22 protein-coding genes are annotated in these 22,195 nt (G+C 71.1%); 5 read left to right on the top strand and 17 right to left on the bottom strand.

The genetic code is table 11. From position 1 onward, the window contains the following. The first annotated feature begins 147 nt into the window (after window positions 1-147). A complete protein-coding gene (locus tag EJJ38_RS12255) occupies window positions 148-651 on the top strand; it encodes a TIGR00645 family protein (protein ID WP_127090433.1) in 504 nt (167 codons plus the stop codon). Between the two features lie 72 nt (window positions 652-723). Here the strand turns inward: EJJ38_RS12255 and rimM are convergent, their stop codons facing one another. The 3 genes from rimM to ffh all read right to left on the bottom strand — a co-directional run bounded on the left by rimM (window position 724) and on the right by ffh (window position 3,466). Then, window positions 724-1,266, bottom strand: a complete 543-nt coding sequence (rimM, locus tag EJJ38_RS12250) for a ribosome maturation factor RimM (protein WP_205666163.1) — start codon at window positions 1,264-1,266, stop codon at window positions 724-726. A gap of 182 nt (window positions 1,267-1,448) precedes the next feature. Then, complete coding sequence (gene rpsP / locus EJJ38_RS12245) at window positions 1,449-1,823, bottom strand: 30S ribosomal protein S16 (RefSeq protein WP_127090432.1); 375 nt, start codon at window positions 1,821-1,823, stop codon at window positions 1,449-1,451. Between the two features lie 104 nt (window positions 1,824-1,927). Next, window positions 1,928-3,466 carry a signal recognition particle protein gene (gene ffh / locus EJJ38_RS12240; RefSeq protein WP_127090431.1) on the bottom strand — a complete coding sequence of 513 codons (1,539 nt, stop codon included), beginning with the start codon at window positions 3,464-3,466 and terminating at the stop codon, window positions 1,928-1,930. Window positions 3,467-3,789: 323 nt separating this feature from the next. On the opposite strand from ffh, the gene EJJ38_RS12235 reads away from it, so the two are divergent. After that, entirely contained in the window at window positions 3,790-4,200 is a 411-nt protein-coding gene (locus EJJ38_RS12235; RefSeq protein WP_127090430.1) for a DUF5990 family protein, read from the top strand. Between the two features lie 28 nt (window positions 4,201-4,228). On the opposite strand, the gene EJJ38_RS12230 is transcribed toward EJJ38_RS12235, so the two are convergent. Further along, the gene (locus EJJ38_RS12230; RefSeq protein WP_245454225.1) at window positions 4,229-5,035 is read right to left on the bottom strand and encodes an anti-sigma factor; all 807 of its coding nucleotides are present in this window, start codon (window positions 5,033-5,035) and stop codon (window positions 4,229-4,231) included. Continuing rightward, window positions 5,032-5,592, bottom strand: a complete 561-nt coding sequence (locus EJJ38_RS12225; RefSeq protein ID WP_127090429.1) for a sigma-70 family RNA polymerase sigma factor — start codon at window positions 5,590-5,592, stop codon at window positions 5,032-5,034. The genes EJJ38_RS12230 and EJJ38_RS12225 overlap by 4 nt, the downstream gene beginning before the upstream one ends. A 167-nt stretch (window positions 5,593-5,759) precedes the next feature. On the opposite strand from EJJ38_RS12225, the gene EJJ38_RS12220 reads away from it, so the two are divergent. Continuing rightward, a complete protein-coding gene (locus EJJ38_RS12220) occupies window positions 5,760-6,542 on the top strand; it encodes a DUF4394 domain-containing protein (protein ID WP_127090428.1) in 783 nt (260 codons plus the stop codon). Between the two features lie 54 nt (window positions 6,543-6,596). Here EJJ38_RS12220 and EJJ38_RS12215 read toward each other — a convergent pair whose 3' ends face one another. From EJJ38_RS12215 to EJJ38_RS12200, 4 genes are all read right to left on the bottom strand, one after another. Further along, the gene (locus EJJ38_RS12215; RefSeq protein ID WP_127090427.1) at window positions 6,597-7,535 is read right to left on the bottom strand and encodes a hypothetical protein; all 939 of its coding nucleotides are present in this window, start codon (window positions 7,533-7,535) and stop codon (window positions 6,597-6,599) included. 81 nt (window positions 7,536-7,616) lie between these two features. Next, window positions 7,617-9,044 carry an NAD-dependent succinate-semialdehyde dehydrogenase gene (locus EJJ38_RS12210; protein WP_164738488.1) on the bottom strand — a complete coding sequence of 476 codons (1,428 nt, stop codon included), beginning with the start codon at window positions 9,042-9,044 and terminating at the stop codon, window positions 7,617-7,619. 240 nt (window positions 9,045-9,284) lie between these two features. Next, a complete protein-coding gene (locus tag EJJ38_RS12205) occupies window positions 9,285-9,506 on the bottom strand; it encodes a hypothetical protein (protein ID WP_127090425.1) in 222 nt (73 codons plus the stop codon). 237 nt (window positions 9,507-9,743) lie between these two features. Then, window positions 9,744-11,048: a cobyrinic acid a,c-diamide synthase CobB gene (locus EJJ38_RS12200; RefSeq protein ID WP_127090424.1), complete on the bottom strand. Its 1,305-nt coding sequence runs from the start codon at window positions 11,046-11,048 to the stop codon at window positions 9,744-9,746. Between the two features lie 89 nt (window positions 11,049-11,137). Here EJJ38_RS12200 and EJJ38_RS12195 point away from each other — a divergent pair, with 89 nt between their 5' ends. Next, the gene (locus EJJ38_RS12195) at window positions 11,138-12,253 is read left to right on the top strand and encodes a cobalt-precorrin-5B (C(1))-methyltransferase (RefSeq protein WP_127090423.1); all 1,116 of its coding nucleotides are present in this window, start codon (window positions 11,138-11,140) and stop codon (window positions 12,251-12,253) included. Here the strand turns inward: EJJ38_RS12195 and cobM are convergent. From cobM to cbiE, 3 genes are read right to left on the bottom strand one after another with little or no spacing between them, the layout of a single operon-like run. Beyond that, window positions 12,250-13,020, bottom strand: a complete 771-nt coding sequence (gene cobM, locus EJJ38_RS12190; RefSeq protein ID WP_127090422.1) for a precorrin-4 C(11)-methyltransferase — start codon at window positions 13,018-13,020, stop codon at window positions 12,250-12,252. The genes EJJ38_RS12195 and cobM overlap by 4 nt on opposite strands. Next, window positions 13,017-13,400, bottom strand: a complete 384-nt coding sequence (locus EJJ38_RS12185; protein WP_127090421.1) for a cobalamin biosynthesis protein — start codon at window positions 13,398-13,400, stop codon at window positions 13,017-13,019. The genes cobM and EJJ38_RS12185 overlap by 4 nt, the downstream gene beginning before the upstream one ends. After that, entirely contained in the window at window positions 13,397-14,659 is a 1,263-nt protein-coding gene (gene cbiE, locus EJJ38_RS12180) for a precorrin-6y C5,15-methyltransferase (decarboxylating) subunit CbiE (RefSeq protein WP_127090420.1), read from the bottom strand. The genes EJJ38_RS12185 and cbiE overlap by 4 nt, the downstream gene beginning before the upstream one ends. Here cbiE and EJJ38_RS12175 point away from each other — a divergent pair. After that, window positions 14,658-15,464, top strand: coding sequence for a cobalt-precorrin-6A reductase (locus tag EJJ38_RS12175; protein WP_245454224.1), 807 nt, complete (start codon window positions 14,658-14,660; stop codon window positions 15,462-15,464). The genes cbiE and EJJ38_RS12175 overlap by 2 nt on opposite strands. On the opposite strand, the gene EJJ38_RS12170 is transcribed toward EJJ38_RS12175, so the two are convergent. The 5 genes from EJJ38_RS12170 to cobN are packed head-to-tail and all read right to left on the bottom strand — an operon-like array spanning window position 15,440 to window position 22,173. Beyond that, a complete protein-coding gene (locus tag EJJ38_RS12170; RefSeq protein WP_127090419.1) occupies window positions 15,440-16,192 on the bottom strand; it encodes a precorrin-3B C(17)-methyltransferase in 753 nt (250 codons plus the stop codon). The genes EJJ38_RS12175 and EJJ38_RS12170 overlap by 25 nt on opposite strands. Beyond that, window positions 16,189-16,914: a precorrin-2 C(20)-methyltransferase gene (locus EJJ38_RS12165; RefSeq protein WP_127090418.1), complete on the bottom strand. Its 726-nt coding sequence runs from the start codon at window positions 16,912-16,914 to the stop codon at window positions 16,189-16,191. The genes EJJ38_RS12170 and EJJ38_RS12165 overlap by 4 nt, the downstream gene beginning before the upstream one ends. Further along, window positions 16,911-17,546 (bottom strand): precorrin-8X methylmutase, encoded by a 636-nt coding sequence (locus tag EJJ38_RS12160; protein WP_127090479.1) that lies wholly within the window; start codon window positions 17,544-17,546, stop codon window positions 16,911-16,913. The genes EJJ38_RS12165 and EJJ38_RS12160 overlap by 4 nt, the downstream gene beginning before the upstream one ends. A gap of 14 nt (window positions 17,547-17,560) precedes the next feature. After that, window positions 17,561-18,901 (bottom strand): precorrin-3B synthase, encoded by a 1,341-nt coding sequence (cobG, locus tag EJJ38_RS12155; protein ID WP_127090417.1) that lies wholly within the window; start codon window positions 18,899-18,901, stop codon window positions 17,561-17,563. Next, a complete protein-coding gene (gene cobN, locus EJJ38_RS12150; protein WP_127090416.1) occupies window positions 18,898-22,173 on the bottom strand; it encodes a cobaltochelatase subunit CobN in 3,276 nt (1,091 codons plus the stop codon). Before cobN ends, cobG begins: the two co-directional genes overlap by 4 nt. Between the last annotated feature and the right edge of the window lie 22 nt (window positions 22,174-22,195).

Below are 22,195 nucleotides of genomic sequence, written 5' to 3'. Positions count from 1 at the left end.
CCCCCTTGCCCTCCGGCGGAGGGTCTGGCACCCATGCCGTCGGCCCCCGGTCTGAGACCGGAGCCGGGCGGGCGTCGTTCAGGCGCCGCGCGGGCGGGATCCAAGGCGCGGGCCTCGGGTTCCGGGCGTCAGAGCCGGAGAGGTGCGATGGTCGAGAAAGTGTTGGAGGGCGTCCTGTTCCGCAGCCGGTGGCTGATGGCGCCCTTTTATGTCGGGCTCATCGTCGCGCTGATGGTGCTGATGTTCAAGTTCGGGCACGAACTCCTGCACTTCGTGACCCATGCCGTCTCCGCCAGCGAGAGCGACGTCATCCTGGGGGTCCTCACCCTGGTGGACCTCACCTTCACCGGCAATCTGGTGCTGATCGTCATCTTCTCGGGCTACGAGAATTTCGTGTCCAAGATCGACACCGCCAAGCATCCCGACTGGCCGGACTGGATGACCAAGGTGGACTTTTCGGGCCTCAAGCAGAAGCTGCTGGCGTCCATCGTCGCCATCTCGGCCATCGCGCTGCTCAAGTCCTTCATGAACATGAATCCCAGCACGGACACCACCATGATCATGTGGCTGGTGATCATCCACATGGTGTTCGTGATCTCCAGCCTCATCCTGGCCTGGTCGGACCGGATCGGCGGGTCGAGCGCGCACTGACGGGCGTGTAGCAGGTTGGTTGCGCGCCCGCGCAACCAACCATCGCATCTTGTTCCTGAAGATGAAGGGTGCTCAGTCCTCGCCGGACTCGGAGTCGCCTTCCCCCTCGCGCGCCTCGATCTCGGGCGGCAGGTCCACCACGAGACGGCGGCCGGCAAGGTCCACCACGGGCACGGCGGCCTTGGTGAAGGGCACGAGGCGCGAGGTGCCGCCCTCTGTGGGGGCGAATTCCAGGATGTCGCCGGCACCGAAATCATGCATGGCGGTCACCGTCCCCAACCGCGCCCCGGCCGGGTCGTCCACGGCAAGGCCGATCAGGTCGGCGTGGTAGAAGGTGTCCTCGTCCTCGGCGGGCGGCAGGTCGGCGCGGGACACATAGAGATCGGTATTGGTGAGCGCCTCGGCGGTGTTCCGGTCGTCAACGTCCTTCAGACGGGCGACGAAATGGTCCTTGGCGGCGCGAAGCGCGGCGATGCGGAAGGTGCGCCTGCCGCTCTCGTCGGTCAGCGCATAGTCACGCAGCGCTCCGGGGTCTTCCCCGAAAGCGAACAGGCGCACCTCGCCCCGCACGCCATGGGGGGCGCCAATACGGGCAATGAGGACGCGGTCGGTCATGATGCGCTCAGGTTCGGCTGGAAAGGGATAGGGCGGCCGGCGGACCCGGCGCATATCCCGCTCCCGCGTGCGGGAGGGGATGTGATGTCAGTGGTTCCGGCAGGCTTTCCGGGGATGGCCGAGCAAGGCCCGGCCATCCCTGAAAAGACCTGAACGGTACGGCCCGAAGGCCGCATGCGGCCTCACTCGGCGGAAGCGGTTTCCTCGGCGGCGGCAGCGGCGGCGGCCTTCTTGGCCTTCTCGGCGGCGCGCTCCTGCGCCTTCTTGCCGGGCTCGGCCTTTTCCGGGTTGTTGCGGGCTTCGCGCTTCAGCAGGCCTTCGGCGTCCAGGAAGCGGGCGACGCGGTCGGTGGGCTGGGCGCCCTTGGCGAGCCACGCCTTGGCCTTCTCCACGTCGAGGGTGAAGCGGTTCTCGGCATCCTTGGCGAGGAGCGGGTTGAAGGTGCCGATCTTCTCGATGAAGCGGCCGTCGCGGGGCGAGCGGGCGTCAGCGACCACGATGCGGTAGTAGGGGCGCTTCTTGGTACCGCCGCGGGAGAGACGAATCTTCAGGGACATGGGACTTTCCTTTCAGGTCTTCACGTTCACGTTTCAGGTCCGTGGCGCCCGGGCATGTCCCGGGCCATCACGGGTTGAGGACAAGGCGCCCGAGGGCGCGATGGTCATTTCTTCTTTGGGCCGCCGAGGCCCGGCAGGCCCTTGGGCAGGCCGCCGAGGCCGCTGAGGCCGCCGGGGAAGTTCGGGGGCAGGCCCTTTCCAAGGCCCGGCATGGTGGGCGGCAGGCCGCCGCCGAGGCCGCCGGGCATCTTCTCGGCCATCTGCTGCACCTGTTCGGGAGAGGGCATGCCGCCGCCCATGCCGAACATGTTGGCAAGGCCCGCCAGCGGCCCGCGCTTGCCGGCGGCGCCGCCCATGGCCTTCATCATGTCGGCCATCTGGCGGTGCATCTTCAGCAGGCGGTTGATCTCTTCCACCTTGGTGCCGGAGCCCGCCGCCACGCGCCGCTTGCGGGAGGCGTCGAGAAGCTTGGGGTTCCGACGCTCCTGCCGGGTCATGGAGCCGATGATGGCCACCTGCCGCTTGAACACCTTGTCGTCGATGTTCGCGGAGGCGATCTGGTTCTTCACCTTGGCGACGCCGGGCAGCATGCCCATGAGCCCGTTCATGCCGCCGAGCTTCTGCATCTGGTTGAGCTGGTCGCGCAGGTCGTCGAGATCGAACGCGCCCTTGCGCATCTTCTCGGCGGTGGCCTTGGCCTTCTCGATGTCGATATTCTCGACGGCCTTCTCCACGAAGGAGACCACGTCGCCCATGCCGAGAATGCGCCCGGCCACGCGCTTGGGATCGAAATCCTCCAGCGCGTCCATCTTTTCGCCGGTGCCCATGAGCTTGATGGGCTTGCCGGTGACGGCGCGCATGGAGAGGGCGGCGCCGCCGCGCCCGTCGCCGTCGGCGCGGGTCAGCACGATGCCGGTGAGGCCCACGCGCCCGTCGAAGGCCTTCGCGGTGTTCACCGCGTCCTGGCCGGTGAGGCTGTCGGCCACCAGCAGCACTTCATGCGGCTGGGTGGCGGCCTTCACCTCGGCCACCTCGGCCATGAGGGCCTCGTCCAGGGTGACGCGGCCGGCGGTGTCCAGCATCACCACGTCGTAATTGCCGAAGCGCGCGGCTTCCATGGCGCGCTTGGCGATCTGCACCGCGCTCTGGCCCGCCACGATGGGCAGGGTCGCGACACCCACCTGGGTGCCCAGCGTCGCCAATTGCTCCATGGCGGCCGGGCGGCGGGTGTCGAGCGAGGCCATGAGAACGCGCCGCTTGCCCTTCTCGGTCAGGCGCTTGGCGATCTTGGCGGTGGAGGTGGTCTTGCCCGAACCCTGGAGGCCGACCATGAGGATCGGCACGGGAGCGGGGGCATTGAGGTCGATGGGTTCCGCGTCGGAGCCGAGCATGGAGACCAGCTCGTCATTGACGATCTTCACCACCATCTGGCCGGGGGTGACGGATTTCACCACCTCCACGCCCACGGCGCGCTCGCGCACCTTGTCCGTGAAGCCGCGCACCACGTCGAGGGCGACGTCCGCCTCGATCAAGGCGCGGCGCACCTCGCGCATGGCTTCCCCGACATCGGCTTCGCTGAGCGCGCCGCGCCGCTTGAGCTTATCGAGTATGCCGCCAAGGCGGTCGGAAAGGCTGTCGAACATGGGTCCGTCCGGTCGTCCCCGGCTTGCGCCGGAGAGAGGTTTCGCGAGAATACGCACAACGCCGAACGCGCCCGAGGGCGCATGGCGCTGTCGGGCGGTAACCTCCGGGATCGGGTCCCGGTCGGCTGGATCGGCGTGGCCGTCCTCTTGAAGAGCGCGCTAATAGCACCACGAAGCCGGCGAGACAATGGCAGGCCGGTTTCGGCGGCGGTTCCGGCCGGATTTCCTCCCGCCACGGCACGCGGCGGCATCGTTTCGCTTCTGTCGACCTCAGGTCGTTCGGATATATTGTCGATCAGATCCCAATCAAATGAGATCGGACCATGATCACTATGCGGATCGTTATCGAGCAGCCGGTCGTGGGCGTGCTCCATAGCCTTCAAGCCAAGGATGAGTCACCGCTTGATGCGAAACACTCCGGTGCGGGTGAGGCGCTCTCATTCGATTTCCAGGTCCGGGTGGAACCGGGGCCGAAATTCTTCGGCGATCAGGTGCGCCGCGAGGGACCGGTGCGCAGGTTCGTCTATATCCGGATCGGCCAATTGGCCGGCGACCCGTCCTCGCCCTGGTCCCGCCGGATGAAGATCGACATCCACGATATCGGGGCTGATGTGCTGGACCGTGCGGCCAGGGGCGAAGGCATCATCGAAACAATGGTCTGTGGCACCGGGGCGGACGGCACCCCGGCCTGCGCCACGCTGCGGCCGACGGGGCGGCGCATCGTCGAGCGTTGAGGCCCGGCGGCCCGTGACGCCCCGCACCTCACAGGGCGACGCTGGTGGTCCCCTTCATCAGGATCGGGCCCGTGGGGCGCCCGATGGGAGAGCCGCCCTTGGGCTCAAGGGTGATCTCGAAGAGCTGGTCGGGGCCGGTGCGCGGCAGGTTCTTGAGATCCAGCTTGATGCGCCGTGCCTCGCCCGCGAGACCGATGGAAACGGGGCCGCGCGCGGGATCCCACAGGGTCCACACTTCCAGTACCCGCCCATCCGGAACGGAGATGGGGCGCAGCGGAATGAGGTCCGCCGTGCCGTCGCCATAGGCGTTGACCACGGCGGCGGGCTCGCCCTGCGGCCCCATGAGCACCGCCACCAGTTTCGGCTGCGGCGGGGCGGCGAACGGCCCGAAGGCGATGCCGAGGGCGAGCAGCAGGGTCGCTGCGGCCCCCGCGAATCCCGTGGAGCGCCAGAAACCGAGGCTCTGCCAGAGCCGGGAGATGGGGCTTTCGGCCCGGGCGCGCGGCGCCGCTCGCGGCGGCGGGGCGCTGCTTTTCAGAGTGTCGGGGCCCACATGCAGGCGGGTCGTCTGCGCGCCCGCTGCCTGCGTTTCCGGCGCCTCGCCGTCCAGGGTCGCGAGGATGCGGGCGAGGAGCGCCGGGTCGCCGGCGCCTTCGGCGGCGGTGAAATCCAGCTCGGAGAAGCGCTGGCGCCAATGCTCCACCGCCTTCGCGAATGTCGCGTCCGTGCGCAGCTGCTCCGTGGCCTGTGCCTCGTCCGGGCCGTCGAGAAGGCCCAGCACATATTCGGCGGCCCGGAGGTCCATCTCGTCGGGCATATGGGGCCGGTCGCTCATGCGAGGCACTCCCGCAGGGAGAGGAGCGTCCGCCGGATCCAGGATTTCATGGTGCCGAGCGGCACGCCGAAGCGTCCGGCAAGCTCGCCATGGGTCAGGCCGTTCACATAAGCCAGCAGGATGGCGGCGCGGCGCGAGGCCTCCAGCCCCTCCAGGCAGGCGCGCAGGCGCCCCGATTCCGAAAGGCGCAGCATGGCCGCCTCCGGGCTTTCCTCCGGCGCCTCCAGGCCCAGCGGCTCGAAATCGTCGGTGAGGTCCGTGCGGGTCTCCCCGCGCAGGATGTTCAGGGCCCGGTGGCGCAGCACCGCATAGATCCAGGTGCGCCCGCTCCCGCGCCCGGGATCGAACGAGGCCGCCTGCCGCCAGATGAGGACGAAGCTGTCATGGACCGCCTCTTCGGCCAGTGCCTGCCGGCGCACGATCCGCCGGGCGACGCCCAGCATGCGTCCCGCCTCGCGGGCATAGAGCGCCTGGAGGCCGGACCGCTCGCCGCGCGCGCAGGCGACAAGGGCGGCGTCGAAATCGAAAGCGTGATCCATACCGGACATTGCGGACATCAGGTCTCCCACTGGCCAGGGAGGTTACACGCCGGGGCGCGTCACGGATGCAGGCACCGTGCGCAGGTGGCGGAATTATTTTTCATGTGCCGCTGCATCCGGACGCCGAGCTGGCGTGTAGCCCTCGGGACCGGCTCGCAGCGCCGGCAGGCAAATGGAGACCGATCATGATCAAGTCCGCTGTCCTCGCCGCCCTCCTGTCCTCCGTCGCGCTGGGCGCCGCGCACGCACAGTCCGTCGCCGCCCTGACGGGCGACGACACCATCGTCATGGTGGATGCCGCCGCCAAGAAGGCTGAGAAAAGCTGGAAGGTCACCGGCATCACCGGCAAGATTCTCGGCATCGACGTGCGCCCCGCCGACGGCATGCTCTATGCCGTGGTGGATGATGGGTCCATCGTGACCATCGATACCGCCACCGGCAAGGCCACGCAAAAGGCGAAGCTGGAGAGCATGCTGCCCGCCGGCGTGGTTGCCACCGTGGACTTCAATCCCGTCGCGGACCGCCTGCGCCTCATCGGCTCCGATGGCACGAACCTGCGGGTCAATGTGGACGACGGGAAGGTGATCCGGGACGGCAACCTGAACTTCTCCGGCACGGACACCATGAAGGAAGCCAAGCCGAGCATCGTCGCCGGCGCCTACACCAATTCGGTGAAGGGCACGAAGGAGACCGCTTTGTTCGACATCGACGCTTCCGGCACGCTGGTGAAGCAGGCGCCGCCCAATGACGGCGTGCTGAACACCGTGGGCAAGCTCGGCATGAGCGGCAAGGGTGCCGCCTTCGACATCGTCTCGGACGGCAGTGGCGGCAACGCCGCCTGGCTCATGTCCGGCGACACGCTCTACAAGGTGGACCTCACCTCCGGCACGGCCACGGCGGCGGGCAAGATTGCCGGGCTCTCGGGCACGGTGCGCGATATCGCCATCCTGCCCGCTAAGGCCATGTGATCGATCGCTTTCGGGCGGCCCCCTTCCCAAGCCGGGAAGGGGGCCGTCATGTTTTCAGTCCCCCGCGAACGGCCCGAACACCATGTCCGGCGCGCTGGTATTGTGCCGTGAGGGCGAGATGCGCCCGGCCCACAGTTCCAGCACCGGGCCGCCGGGCACATCCATGATGGGCGCCTCGCGCCAGCCCTTCGCCTCCGGCGGCTTCCAGGCCGCTGCCGCCGCGTCATTGTTGAAGGCGGTCACATACATGGAGCGCAGCGCCGCGAAGGGACGGGCGGAAACGGCCGCCGACAGCGTGATGTCGAGGGATTGGCGTTCCGTATCCAGGGTGGCGATGCGCATGGCGGCGGATCCGCCGGCCGCGAAGCCGAGGGTGAAGGTGGCGGTGGCGGGATCGAACGCCACGTCCTTCAGGCGCACCAGAGGGCGCCCGTCCACCTCCACCGGGCCGACCAGGAAGGACGAACCGTAGGCCGCCTCCTTCAGATGGGCGGGCGGCAAGGGGCGGGCGCGCCAATAACCGTCGGGCGGATAGAAGACCAGCGCCTCATAGCGCCCGCGCGGCGTGGTGGTGAAGAGCTGCACCATGTGCAGGCCCTCAAAGCTGCGGCCCGCCACGCGCACCGGCACGATGGGTGCTCGCCAGAACGAGGCATAGGTGAAGCCCACGAGGCGGAAACGCTTATCGGAATAGAGAATCTCCGTGCGCGGCTTCGCCGGCACCGCCGGGTCGCCGCTCATGTCGCACTGGGTCCAGTCCGGCGCGGTGCGGTCGGCCACCAGCGTGCCCAGATAGGCCGGATGGACGGCCTCAATGCGAAAGCGCCGGACGGCTGCGGATGAGAAGGAGAGGGCCACATTGTCCTTCTCCGCGCACAGGACAGGCTCGCTCTCGTTGCGCAGGTCCACGGCAAGGGGCGCGGCAAGGGGCGCGGCCATGCAGGGAAGCGCGACAAGGACGGCCGCGAGGGCCAACGGGATGCGCAACGCCATCCGAACCTCCCGAAAGGCAGGCAAAGAAAAACCGGCCGGGATAGGCCCCGGCCGGTGCGATCCTACACGGGCCTGCCAGCGTCAGATGCCGCCGATGCAGACATATTTGCTGATCAGATAATCGTCGCAGCCGTACTTGGAGCCTTCCTTGCCGAAGCCGCTCTCCTTCACGCCGCCGAACGGGGCCACCTCGGTGGTGATGACGCCCGCATTGACGCCCACCTGGCCGTATTCCAGCCCCTCGGACACCCGGAAGGCGCGGCCGAGATCCTTGGTGAAGAAGTAGCAGGCGAGGCCGTATTCCGTCGCGTTGGCGAGGCGGATGGCCTCTTCCTCGGTCTCGAACTTGAAGACCGGGGCCATGGGGCCGAAAATCTCCTCGCGGGAGAATTCCATGTCCGGCGTCGCCCCGGCGATGACGGTGGGCTCGAAGAAGGTGCCGCCCAGCGCGTGGCGATGCCCGCCCGTGACCACCTTGCCGCCCTTGTCCAGGGCGTCCTTCAGCAGGCGCTCCACCTTGGCGACGGCCTTCTCCTCGATGAGCGGGCCCTGCACCACGCCCTCGTCGAGGCCGTTGCCCACCTTCAGCGCCTTGGAGGCGGCGGCGAACTTCTCCACGAAGGCGTCATAGATGCCCGCCTGCACATAGAAGCGGTTGGCGCACACGCAGGTCTGGCCCGCATTGCGATACTTGGAGGCGATGGCGCCTTCCACGGCCTTGTCGAGGTCGGCATCGTCGAACACCAGGAAGGGCGCGTTGCCGCCCAGCTCGAACGAAACCTTCTTCACCGTGTCGGCGCACTGCTTCATGAGCAGCTTGCCCACGGCGGTGGAGCCGGTGAAGGTCAGCTTCTTCACCAGCGGGTTGGAGGTCATCTCCGCGCCGATGGACTTGGCATCGCCCATGACGATGTTGATGACGCCCGCCGGGATGCCCGCCATCTCCGCCAGCACGCCCCAGGCGAGGCCCGAATAGGGGGTCAGCTCGGAGGGCTTGCACACCACGGTGCAGCCCGCCGCCAGCGCCGCGCCGATTTTGCGCGAGAGCATGGAGGAGGGGAAGTTCCAGGGGGTGATGGCCGCCACCACGCCCACCGGCTCCTTGGTCACGAGGATGCGGCGGTCCGCCCAGGGGGAGGGGATGGTGTCGCCATAGATGCGGCGGGCTTCTTCCGCGAACCAGCGCACATAGGCGGCGGAGGCGCCGACTTCGCCCTTCGCCTCGGGCAGGGGCTTGCCCTGCTCGGTGGTGAGGATGAGGCCCAGCTCATCCTGGTTCGCGAGGATCAGGTCCGCCAGCTTGTGGAGCAGCGCGGAGCGCTCGCCGGCGGTCTTGGCGCGCCAGGCGGGAAAGGCCTTGGCGGCGGCTTCGATGGCGCGCCGCGTCTCCGCGCCGCCGCCATTGGGAACGGTGCCCAGCAGATCGCCGGTGGCCGGGTTCACGACGGTCAGGGTCCCGCCGCCGTCCGCATCCACCCATGCGCCGCCGATGAGCATGGTCTCGCGCATCAGGGGAAACTGGGGGGCATCGCCGGGAATGGGGGAATGAACGGTCATGAAAACCTCCGCGAAAGGGCCGCGCCGGCTCTCTCGCCGGGCGGCCGCGACGTGACGTGCGCCGGGCCGGACTGCCACCGCATCAGCCGGCAGCAAGCCCACGCTTCAGATGGCGGGTTCGACGCGCTCGATCAAGGGTTCAAACGGCGAAATCAGCCATTGGATGGATGCGACGTGACCTTGAGATTCGGGTCAGCGGACGCAGGTGATGGAGTGAAACGGGACGATCTGCTCCTTGTGGCTGTCGCCCCCGGAGACGTGGCACCGAAGATAATCGCGCCCCACGGACAAGGGCGCATAGCCGGTTATGGTGCTGCCGCCCACCACCTGGATCACGATGGCCTGTCCGTCCTTGGCGCCGACAATATCGAGAATGGCTTGCCGGAAATCGTCGTCCTTCATCTGGCAACGCATGGCCTGTCCTCCTTATCGGCTGTCCTCCCGGGCTTTGCGCCCACGGCCTTTTCGGCTCACGAAGACTATACGCCAGAACGGCTCGTCCAGGCATGCGTCCCGCGCATCCGTCGCGGGCGGAGCCTGCGGGTTCAGAGCGTGTCAGCTTTTCACGGAAACGCTGACACGCTCACTTTCTTTGTTGTTGCGCGTTTCCTTCACGCGAACCGCTTCACACTTCGCTCGGAAACGCGCTCGTCAGGCCGGGGCGATGGCGTGGAAGAAGGTGCCGGTCACATGGCCGCGCCGGCTACCCTCCGCGCCGATCAGCGTTCCCTGCGCGTCCGACAGGTCCGCGAGGGGGGCGTCGTCCCCGCGCGCGGTGATGGTGGCATAGTGGAATTCATGGCCCCGCACCCGCGTCCCCGCAGGCCCCAGCGGGCAGGGAGCCAGCAGGTGCGCCTCGCGATAGCCCAGCGTCATCTTGCGGCGGGCGAAGCTGGTCTCGATGCCCAGCAACCCGGCCATGGCATGGGCGGTGCCCGCCGCATCCACCAATGCGGCGCCGAGCGCCATATAGCCCCCGCACTCCCCGTGGACCGGACGGGTCTGGGCGAAATGCGCGAGTTGCGTCTTGAAGCGGCCCGCCGCCGCGAGCGTGCCCGCGTGAAGCTCGGGATAGCCGCCGGGTAGCCAGCAGGCGTCGCAGCTCTCGTCCGGGCCTTCGTCGGCGAGCGGCGAGAAGGGGACCATTTCCGCCCCGGCCTCCCGCCAGGCCGCGAGAAGATGGCCGTAGAGAAACGAGAAGGCGGCATCGCGGGCGAGCGCGATCCTCTGGCCGGGCGGCGGCAGGTGGCGTGCGGGAGCGGACGGCGCGGTGGTCTCCGAGGCCAGCGCCAGGATGGTGTCGAGGTCCAGATGGCGCTCCGCCATATCCGCCAGGGCCGCGAGGCGCGCGGGCAGGTCGCCATGCTCGTCCGCCTGCACGAGGCCGAGATGGCGCTCCGGCAGAACCAGCGCCTCGGATCGCGGGATGGCGCCCACCACCGGCAGGCCGAGGGGCGCCATGGCCTCGCGGATCAGCCGCTCGTGACGCGCGCTGCCCAGCCGGTTGAGGATCACGCCCGCAATGCGCACCTGCGGGTCATGCGCCATGAAGCCGCGCGCGATGGCGGCGGCCGACTGGGACTGGCCCGACACATCCAGCACCAGCAGGACGGGAAGGTTCAGGCGCGCCGCCACGTCCGCGCCCGCGCCGGAGCGGCCGGCGGTGCCCGGCACGCCGTCGAACAGGCCCATGGCGCCTTCCACGACCAGCACTTCGCTTTGCGCTGCCTGCGCGGCAAGCGCGCCCAGGAGGTCCGGCGGCATGGCCCAACTGTCGAGATTGAGGCCCGCCTGCCCGGTGGCGGCGGCATGGAAGGCGGGGTCGATATAATCCGGCCCGGACTTCGCCGCCCGCACGTCGATGCCCCGTCGCCGCAGCGCACAGAGCAGGCCGAGCGTGACGGTGGTCTTGCCGGAGCCGGACCTGGGAGCGGCGATCATCAAAGCGCGGGTCATGGCTTCGTCCATACGCGCGTGCGTACCATTCGCCTAGAGCCTGATCCTTCCATGGCGGCGGGCGGGAGCACGGCTGCTATAAGGGGTGCATGAGCGATCTCGATGCCATGGCCCCCCCGCCGGACCGCCCGCTGCGACGCGGCTGGACCACGGGCACCTGCGCGACCGGCGCGGCCAAGGCCGCCTTCGCGGCGCTGGTGACGGGCGCGTTTCCCGATCCCGTGGAGGTGACGCTTCCCGGCGGCGCGCGGCCCGCCTTCGCGCTGGCCGTCAGCGGGATGGAGGGGGGCGGCGCCTATGCGGGCATCGTGAAGGATGCGGGGGATGATCCGGACGTGACCCACGGCGCCCTGGTGCGCGCCCAGGTGTGCCGGGGCGCGCCGGGGGGCGGCGTGACCTTCCGCGCGGGGCCGGGGGTGGGCACCATCACACGCCCCGGTCTGCCTTTTCCCCCCGGCGAGCCCGCCATCAATCCCGTGCCGCGCCGGATGATCGCGCAGGCCATCGGCGAAGTGGCGGCGCAAGCGGGCGTTTCCGCCGATGCCGAGGTGGAGATCAGCATCGAGGATGGCGCGGCCCTGGCCCTGAAGACCCTCAATCCGCGCTTGGGCATTCTGGGCGGCCTGTCGGTGCTGGGCACCACGGGCATCGTCATTCCCTTTTCCTGCGCGGCCTGGATCCACTCCATCCATCGCGGCATCGACGTGGCCCGCGCCATGGGGCTCGACCATGTGGCGGGGGCCACGGGCTCGGCCTCCGAGGCGGCGGTGCAGAAGCTGCATGACCTGTCCGAGGTGTCGCTCATCGACATGGGCGACTTCGTGGGCGGGATGCTGAAATATCTCGCCGCCCATCCCGTGGCGCGCGTGAGCGTGGCGGGCGGGGTGGCCAAGATGACCAAGCTCGCCCAGGGGCGCCTGGATCTCCACTCCAAACGCGGCAGCGCGGATCTCGACGCCTTGGCGCACCTTGCGCGGGAGGCGGGAGCATCGGAGGCGCTGGGGCAGGCCATCGCGGGCGCGAACAATGTGGCCCATGCCTTCCTCCTCGCCGGCGAGGCGGGCCTGCCGCTGGGCGACGTGGTGGCGGCCCGCGCCTGGGAGGCGGCGGCGCAGGTGGTGGCTGGGCGCGGCATCGCCCTGGAGGTGGTGGTGTTCGACCGGGACGGCACCCTCATGGGCCGCGCGCCCTTCGCGCCGGCCTAATCGGCCTGCGGCCCACCGCTGCGGAAGCGGCGCACATAGTCCGTGTCGTAGAGGGCGCTCTCCCGGAAATCCCGTGCGCCCAGCGCCGGGCCCACGAGGATGAGGGCCATGCGCGCCAGGGGATCGTTTTCAAGCCGCGCGGCGATGTCGCTGAGCGTGCCGCGCACGATCCGCTCGTCCGGCCATGTGGCCCTGGAGACCACGGCCACCGGGCAGTCCGGCCCGTAAAAGGGCAGCAGTTCCGCCACCACCCGGTCCAGCGCATGAACAGCCAGATGGATGGCCAGCGTGGCGCCCGTGGCCGCGAAGGCGGGCAGGGTCTCGCGGGGCGGCATGGCGGAGGCGCGCCCTGATATGCGCGTGAGGACGAGGCTCTGGGCCACTTCCGGCACGGTGAGTTCCTGGCCCAGAACGGCCGCCGCCGCCGCGAAGGCGGGCACGCCCGGCGTCAGCGTATAGGGGATGGCATGGCGCTCCAGGCGCCGCACCTGCTCGGCGAGCGCGCTGTAGAGGGAGAGGTCGCCCGAATGCAGGCGGGCCACGTCGAGGCCCTTGGCATGGGCATCGAGGAATTCCGCCTCGATGCGGTCGAGATCCAAGGGCGCGGTGTCCACCAGCCGCGCGCCGGGCGGGCAATGGGCCAGCAGTTCGGGCGCCACGGTGGCGCCCGCATAGAGGCAGACCGGGCAGCGTGCCAGCAGGTCGCGGCCGCGCAGGGTGATGAGATCCGGCGCGCCGGGGCCGGCGCCGATGAAATGAACGGTCATGGCGTGTCTCCCCGGGCGAGGGCGCAGGTGACCGGGCCCAGCGCCAGCCGCGGCCCCAGCAGGCGGGCGGACGGCCCGGCCGCGGCCAATGCGGCGGTCTCGGCGGCGGACGGCACATGCAGCAGCGCGATCACCCGCTCCGAACGGGTCTGCGCCTGGTCGGCCACCGCCTCCAGGCGGCTTTGCGGCACGAGGATGAGCGGTAGCCCGAGCGCCGCCGCCGCCGCCGCGATGCCTGCCTCTCCGCCCTTCACCGCCGGTGTGGCGATGGCGCCCAGCGCCGTGCGGGAAAGCTCCGCGCGGTCCAGCGCCGCGTCGATGGTGGCGCAGACCTCCTCGCGCGTGACGCCGCGCTTGCTGCCGACGCCCGCCACGATCATGGGGCATCCTCCGACGGCTTCTCCCACACCCATTGGGTCACCGGCATGGCCGGGCGCCAGCCCGTCATGCCCTTCACCGGCGCGGCGCGGGCGAGGGAGACGCGCACCAGATCCCCGCCGAGCCGGGCATGATGGGCGAGAAGCAGGGCTTCGGTCTCCAGCGTCACGCCATTGGCCACGATCCGCCCGCCGGACTTGAGCGCCTCCAGCGCCGCATCGAGAACGCCCGGCTCGCTGGCGCCGCCGCCGATGAAGACGGCATCGGGCGGGGGCAGGCCGGAGAGGGCGGAGGGCGCGATGCCTTCCACGATGCGCAATTGGGGAACGCCCAGCGCCAGGGCATTGTGGGCGATGCGGGCGGCGCGCGTTGCATCCTGCTCAATGGCCACGGCCGAGAGGGACGGGTCGCACAGCAGCCATTCGATGGCGATGGAGCCCGCGCCCGCGCCGATATCCCACAGACGCTCGCCCCGTCGCGGAGCCAGCGCGGAAAGGGTCATGGCGCGGATCTCGCGCTTGGTGATCTGCCCGTCATGCTCGAACAGGTCGTCCGGCAGGCCGCGCCCGAGATGCAGCACGCGGCCGGCCCCGTGCACCTCCAGGGCGACGAGATTGAGGGGCGCGATCCCGCCCAGCGCGAACCCGTCCGCCGTTGCCGCGCGCACCCGCTCGCGCGGTCCGCCCAAAGCTTCCAGCACGCTGAGACGAGAGGCGCCGAAGCCCAGGTCGCGCAGGAGCGCCGCCAGGGCGGCAGGCCCGTCCGCGTCCGATGTCAGCGCCAGGATGCGCGCGCCGGGATGAAGATGGGGCCGGATGCGCGCGATTTCCCGCCCGTGAAGGGAGACGCAGACGGTCTCCTGCAGCGGCCAGCCGAGGCGGGCGGCGGCGAGGCTGAAGGCGGAGGGCGCGGGCACGACGCGCATTTCTTCGGCGGTGACATGGCGGGCAAGCGTCGCCCCCACCCCATGCAGGAACGGGTCGCCCGAGGCGAGCACGCACACATTGGCGCCGCGCGCCGCCAGCACCTGCGCGATGCCTTCGGAAAAGGGGCTCGGCCAGGGATGGGCCGTCCCGGCCACAAGATCGCCCGCCAGCGCCAGATGGCGCGCGCCGCCGAACACCCTCTCCGCCCCGCGCACCAATGCGGCGGCGGCGGGGGAGAGACCGGCGGCGCCATCCTCACCGATACCGACGATGGACAGCCAGGGCTGGACCGGGGCAGTCTCGCGCGCCTGTTCCGCCCCGCCAGAGTTCGTCATGTCCGCCCCAATCTTGCCCGATCCCATCCTGCCGTCACCGCCAGCCATGCGGGTGCTCCTTCTGGGCGGCACCGCCGATGCCCGGCGCCTTGCGGGGCGCCTCGCGGGGCGTGCGGACCTGGACATTGTCCTGTCTCTGGCGGGCCGCACCGAGAGCCCGGTGCCGCAGCCCGTGCCCGTGCGGGTGGGCGGCTTCGGCGGCGCGGAGGGGCTTGCGCGTTATCTGGAGGCCGAGGGCGTCGGCGCGGTGGTGGATGCGACCCATCCTTATGCGGCGCTCATCTCCCGCAACGCCGCCGCTGCCTGTGCCGCCACCGGCGTGCCGCTCATCGCCCTGCGCCGCCCGCCTTGGGTGCGGCAGGAGGGGGATGACTGGCGGGAGGTGGAGGATGTGGCGGGCGCCGTCGCGGCGCTGGGAGACACACCCCGGCGGGTCTTCCTCGCCCTCGGCCGCAACGAGGTGCGCGCCTTCGCAGCCGCCCCGCAGCACGCCTATCTGGTGCGCAGCGTCGATCCCGTGATCCCGCCCTTGGACGTGCCCCATGCGGACTATGTGGTGGCGCGGGGGCCGTTCGCGGAAGCCGACGAGCACGCCTTGCTCGCAGGCCACGGCATCGAGGTGATCGTGGCGAAGAACAGCGGCGGCGCGGCCACCTATGCGAAGATGGCGGCGGCACGGGCGCTGGGCATCGAGGTGCTGCTGCTGCGCCGTCCGGCGCTTCCCGACGTGGCGTCCGTCGAAGGCGCCGAGGCCGCGCTGGCGTGGCTCGACGCGCGCCGTCATCCCGCGCTCCGGGGCGAATAGACCAGCGGCGGCAGGCCCTCCCGCGCCACCATGCGGGTGGCGGTGGAGCCGACGATGACGCAGGTGGCCATGTCCGCCATGCTCCCCTCCGCCTCGGCGAGGGGGACGATCGCCATGCGCTCGTCCGGCCGCCCGGCCGCCCGGCCGAACACCACGGGCACGGTGCCCGGCAGCACCTGCCGCAGCAGGTCGAAGGCGGCGCCCAATTGCCAGGGGCGCGCGCGGCTCACGGGATTGTAGAGCGCGATGACGAAGCCCGCCTGCGCGACCGCCGTCAGGCGGCTCTCCACCAGCGTCCAGGGCTTCAGATTGTCGGAGAGGTTGAGGGCGCAGAAATCGTGGCCCAGCGGCGCGCCCACGCGCGCGGCCACGGCCAGCATGGCGGTGACGCCCGGCACCATGGTCACCTCGATGCGCCGCCAGTCCGGCGGCCCGGCCTCAATGGCCTCGCACACCGCCGCGGCCATGGCGAACACACCCGGATCGCCGCCCGAGACCAGCGCCACCTGCGCCCCCGCCGCCGCCTGCTCCAGCGCCGCGCCCGCCCGCCCCAGTTCCTCGCGATTGTCCGAGGCATGCCGCGTCTGGCCTGGGCGCTCGGGCACCCGGTTGAGATAGGGGCCGTAGCCGAACACTTCGTCCGCCGCTTCCAGGGCCTGCGCCGCCTCCGGCGTCATCTGGCCGGGCGCGCCGGGGCCGAGGCCGACGACGAACAGGCGCCCGCTCACGGCGCGCCCTCCCAGCCCGGCACGAGGACGATGGAGAAATAGGGGGCGGGCGTGTCCGCCCGCGTGGCCAGCGGCACGGTGGAGCAGTCCGCCATGGTGCCGCGCTCCACATAATGGGCGCGCTCCAGGCGGCCCGCCGCCGCCAGGGCCCGGCGGATCTTGGGCAGGTTGCGGCCCACCTTCATGATCACGGCCGCGTCCGCCTCCTTCAGGCGGCGCGTCAGTTCGGTTTCGTCCAGCGTGCCCGGCAGCACCATGAGCACGTCGTCGCCCTGGGCGATGGGCTGGCCCGTCATGGACCAGCAGCCGGACATGCCCGTCACGCCCGCGATCACCTCGGCCGGGAAGCGCGGCGCGAGCCGCACATGCAGGTGCATGTAGGAGCCGTAGAAGAGCGGGTCGCCCTCGCTCAGCACCGCCACCGTTCGCCCGGCCTCCAGCTCCGCCGCGATGGCGGCGGCGGAGGCTTCGTAAAACCCCGTGAGCGCGGCCTGATAGGCGGGGTCGTGGCGGTGGATTTCCGTGGTGACGGGATAGAGCAAAGGCAGTTCGCGGGCGGCCGGGGCAAAATGGGCGCTCGCTATGGCACGGGCATGGCTCTTGTTGCCCGCCTTGGCGAAATAGGCCACCACGTCCGCCGCGCCGATGGCGCGGGCCGCCTTGAAGGTGATGAGGTCGGGATCGCCCGGCCCCACGCCCACGCCGATGAGGCGCCCGCTCATATGCCCGCCCTCGCCAGCGCGTTCAGGGCCGCCGCCGTGATGGCACTGCCGCCGAGACGGCCCCGCACGATGGCGAAGGGCACGCCGCGCGGGTTCTCCGCAAGCGCATCCTTGGATTCCGCCGCGCCCACGAAGCCCACGGGCATGCCGAGGATGGCGGCGGGGCGGGGGGCGCCCGCATCCAGCATTTCCAGTAGGTGAAACAGGGCGGTTGGGGCATTGCCGATGGCGACCACCGCGCCCTCCAGGCGCGGGCGCCACAGCTCCAGCGCCGCCGCCGAGCGCGTGGTGCCGAGCTTCGCGGCCAGCGCGGGCACGTCCGGGTTCTGCAGGGTGCAGATCACTTCGTTCCCGGCGGGAAGGCGCGCGCGCGTCACGCCGTGGGCCACCATCTGCGCATCGCACACTATGGGCGCGCCCGCCGCCAAAGCAGAACGGGCGGCAGCGACGAAGCCGGGGCCGAACACGAAGTCCCGCGCGGCCTCCACGAGCCCGCAGGCATGGACCATGCGCACGGCCACGTCCGCCTCATCAGTGGAGAAGCGCGACAGGTCCGCCTCGGCGCGGATGATGGCGAAGGACCGCTCATAGATGGCCGTGCCGTCGCGGACATAATCGTAGCCTGTGTCCATCTGCTCGGCGCTCATCAGTCGTTCGGCTCCACAAGCGCCCCGAGGTCGAGGCGGGACAGGATTTCGGCGCCCCGCTCGCCCGGCTTGCGCTGCTCCGCCATGCGGGCCAGCGCCTCGGCGAGGCGCCGCAGGGGAAGGATGCGCTCCGGCAAAGCATCCGCAATGCCGTGTCGCACAAGGGCGACGGCGCTGTCCATTCCCCCCGTATCCATGTCCCCCGCGTCGGCGCCGGCCGGGTGGCCCACCAGCGTCAGGGTGGCGGGGGCGGGATGGGCGCAGCCCTTGGCGCAGCCGGAGAGGTGAACGCTCACGCTTCCGTCCAGCAGCGGCGCGAGACTCTGCGCCACCTGGGGCGCCAGCGAACGCGCGGGAATGAAGGCGGACGCGCAGAGCGGCGCGCCGGAACAGGCGGCCACCGACAGGCGCGGATCGGCGGCATGGCGGATGAAGCCGAGCTGTTCCGCGTCGGTGAGGAAAGCGTCCAGGGCGGCTGGCAAGATGCCCGTTGCCAGCAGAAGGCGCGGCGGCGCGGGCCGCAGGTCCCGCACGCCATGGGCCGCCGCCGCCTGCGTGAGGCCGATGATGGCCGCGCTGTCCGCCGCGCCGAACGGCAAGGCGAGCGGCACGCACATCGTCCCGTCCCGCAGCGGGATGGGGTGGCCCGGCCGGGCATCGGCCCGCGGGGGGCGGGATGCCGTTCGGGGCGCGGGGGCGACGAGATCGCTCATGCGGGCGGCTTGTCCCAGGCGGGCGATGGCCTCCAGATGGGTAAGGATGCGCTCCGCCGCGTCCTCGGGCCGGAACGTTCCATCCGGCACCGTGCTTGCCGCATCACCCGCGAGGCTCAATTCCCAGAGGCCGTCGGCGCGCGCGGCGAGGCGTACGTCTGCTTTCAATGCGTCGAGGTCGATGCTGCCGCCCCCATCCAGCACCACCGAGACCTTGGGGCCGAGCCGGGCGGCGAAGCCGGAGGCCATGAGGCCCGCGCGCACCATCTCCGCAAGCGGCCGTGCGTCCGCCAGTTCGGCGCGGTCGAGGCCGGAGAGGGGAGAGAGGGCGATGGACAGCCCCTCCTGCGGGGCGATTTCCAGCGCCCGCACGGCGGCGTTGAGAGCGTCCATGGAGGCGTCGGAGAGGCCGCGCAATTGCAGGCTGCCGCGCGCCGTCACCTCCAGGATGCCGTTGCCGCATTTGGCCGCCGCGCGGGCGAGGCCCGCCAGGGCCGCAGGCGAGAGGGCGCTGGACGCGGGCACGAGGCGCACCAGCAGCCCGTCGCCCGTTCGCATGGGCGCGCTCAAGGCCGGGCAGGCGCCGCGTCGTCGCGCGGGGAGGGGTGTGGCGCGGGCGGCGGTCATAGGCACGCCTCTTCCCGCAGGGCGGCGAGGTCGCCGTCCAGATCGTTGCGGCGCGCGTGCCAGAGGCCCCGACGGCGGGCATCCTCGAAGCGGCGGGCCATGTGGTGCGCCGCCGCCGCATTCTCCCGCAGCAGGAAGGCGCGCACGGCCGGATCAGCGAGATAAGCGGTGTGGAGCCGGTCCAGCAGGTCGCCGGAGACCGCGTGGGTGGTTTCCGCGAAGGCCACCAGCCGGTCCACGGTCTCGGCCAGTTCCATGGCGCCGCGCGGGCCGTGGCGCATCTGGCCGTCGATGAAGCGCCTGGAGACACGGCCATGGACGAGGCGCGCCAGCGCTTCCGGCAGGCGGCGGGCGCGGGGGGCGTGGGGATTGCTGGTGTCCAGCACGACAAGGTCGGCCGAGCGGCCGAGCGCCGCCGCCGCCGCCGCGAAGCCGCCGATGAAAGCGGCATCCTCCGCCCCGTCCAGAAGGTCGCGGCCGGGATCATCCGCCATGTGCAGCAAGGCGTCGGCGCGCGAGACCCGGCGGGCGAAGGCATCGCCGCTCGGCCGCGCCGCGCCCTCCGTGCCGCCGAAGGCATAGGCGCTCGCCGCCAGATAGGCGCGGCCCAGTTCTTCCCGGTCTGTGAAGGCGCCGGAGGCGAGGCGGTCCTCGATGCCCGACCCATAGGTGCCGGGCGCCGAGCCGAAGATGCGGGCGCCGTCCTCGCCCGCTGCAACGGCGGCGGCGAGCGGGTTGTCGTCGGTCTCGTCGGTGCGCGCCGCCACCGCCCGCGCGGCGGCATCCAGCAGTGCGATCTGGGCGGGGAAGATATCGCGGAACAGGCCGGAGACGCGCCAGGTCACGTCCACGCGCGGGCGTCCCATGGCGGCGGGCGGGGGCACCTCGATGCCCGTGACCCGACCGCTGGCCGTATCCCACACCGGGCGGCAGCCCATGAGGTGCAGGCCCTGGGCGATCTCCTCCCCGCCCGTGCGCAAGGTGGCGCTGCCCCACAGGTCGATGACCACGGAGCGGGGATAGTCGCCGTGCTCCTGCAAATGGGCGCGGATCACCTCGTCGGCGGCGAGGCGTCCGAGGTCGAAGGCGGTGGGGGTGGGCAGATGGCGGGGATCGGCGGTGAACAGGTTGCGGCCCGTGGGGATCACATCGCGCCGTCCGCGCGCCGGAGCGCCGGAGGGTCCGGGGGCCACATGGCGCCCGCCCAGCGCGGTCAGCAGCGCCGCGCGCTCGGCGGTTCCGCAGGCGTCCCGCTCCGGGTCTTCCGAGCGGGCGCCGAAGATGTGCTGGCCATCCTTGATGGCGAGGTCCTTCAGGTCGCACAGCCAGGCATCGATGCGCTTCAGCGCCTCGTCGGGATCGGTGCCCACATCCACGCCCGCATGGCGCGCGAGGCCGCTCTCCCGCGCCGCCTCCACGATGAGCCGGGCGAGACGGTCGCGGCGGCGGGTCTCCAGGCCGTCGGCGGCGGCATATTCGTCCACCAGCCGTTCCAGCCGCTGTTCCGCCTCGCCGAGCCCGGCGGCGGCCAGCGGCGGGGGCAGGTGGCCAATGGTGATGCCCGCGATACGCCGCTTGGCCTGGGCGGCTTCGCCGGGATTGCTGACGATGAAGGGATAGACGACCGGCAGGGCGCCCAGCACGGCCTGCGGAAAGCAGGCAGGGGTGAGCGCGGCGGCCTTGCCGGGCAGCCATTCCAGCGTGCCGTGGGCGCCCAGATGCACCAGCGCGTCAAACCGCTCCTGGAGCCAGAGGCCGAAGGCGAGCAGCGCATGGCGCGGCGGGAGCGCCGGGTCGTGATAATCAGCCCGGCGGTCCAAAGACCGGCCCCGGTCGGGGGCGAGGGCCACCAGCGCATGGCCGAAATCGGCGGTGCGGAAGTGGAAGGCGCCGTCCACAAGGTCCGGATCCTCGCTCGGCGCGCCCCAAGCCGCCGCCATGGTCTCCCGCAATGTTACGGGCAGGCGGGCGAGGCGATCCTCGTAGTCGGCGAGTGAAAGGCCCGCACGCGGCGCGAGGGCGGCGAGGAGCGCACGCGCGTCGGCGGGCGGCGGAGTGACGGCATAGCCCGCTTCCGACAGGGTTCCGAGGAGGCTCCGCGCGCTCTCCGGTACATCGAGCCCCACCGCATAGCCGGTACGGCCGGGCACGCCGGGATAATCGGGCAGGACGATCGCCACCCGCCGCGCGGCCACGGGTGTCTCGGCAAGCCGGACGAGCCGGGCGGCACGCTCCGCCACATGGGCGACGGCGTCCGGCTCCGCGCGGTTCATGGCGGCGGCGAAGGACAGGTCTTCGTCGCGCGCGTCCGCATCCTTGAAGGAGAGCGCGCCCGCCAGCACGCGCCCATCCAGTTCGGGGAGCACCACATGCATGGCGAGGTCCGAGGCGGCAAGGCCGCGCGGGCTGCCCGCCCACGCCTCGCGCGATGTGGTGGCGGGCACCGCCTGGAGGAGCGGCGGGCCGCCGGGCGGGAACAGGTCCTGCGCGTCTCCCGCCGCGAAGGCGGTGGCGGTGATGACGAGGGCCGGTTTCTCCCGCGCCATGGCCTCGCGCACCACTGTGCGGGCGGCGGGATCCTTGAGTGAGGAGACGAAGAGCGGCACGGGCGCAAGGCCCCGCGCAGCCAAGGCGGCGCAGAGTGCATCCACCGGGGCCGTATCCCCGGCGAGCCACATGGAGCGATAGAAAAGGACCAGCACGCGCGGCCCCGTGGTCGAGCCTGACACGGGCACGGACGCGGCGGCGGGAATGGCGCGCGGCGGCGGTGCTTGGAACGTACGGCCCTCCGCCCGCGCCGCCGCGAGGGCCAGGAGGGCCCGCATATTGTCCGGCCCGCCCTGGCGGAAATAGCCGAGCCACGCTTCCCATTCGGCATGGGGCAAGGTGGAGAGGTCGGCGAGGCGCGGGTCGTCCTGGTCCTCGCCGGGCAAGAGGGCCAGCGTCATGTTCCGGGCGCGGGCGAGCGCGGCCAGTCGCTCGGCGCCGTAGCGCCACCAGTCGAGCCCGCCGAGCAGTCGCGCGACGATGACCTTGGCATGGCGCGCCGAGCGGTCCAGCCACAGGTCCACGGACATGGGGTGCCGCAGATCTTTGAGCCGGGCGAGGCGCAAGGCGGGCAAGGCGGCCCGGTCCGTGCGCCACGCGGCGGCCAGCGCCAGCAGGTCGCTGTCCGTGAAGGAGACGGCGAGCAACGGCGCGGGCGGCTGGCGCAGGTCAATGGGCTCCGCCAGATCCTCAATGGTCGCCGATGTGCTCGTCAGCAGGTGCATGCGCGCGCCGTCTCCTCAAGGT

The organism is Aquabacter cavernae, from assembly GCF_003993795.1.
Taxonomy (GTDB): Bacteria; Pseudomonadota; Alphaproteobacteria; order Rhizobiales; family Xanthobacteraceae; genus Aquabacter; species Aquabacter cavernae.
The sequence above is the reverse complement of the archived record's forward strand: the minus strand, read 5'-3'. Positions and strand labels throughout refer to the sequence as shown.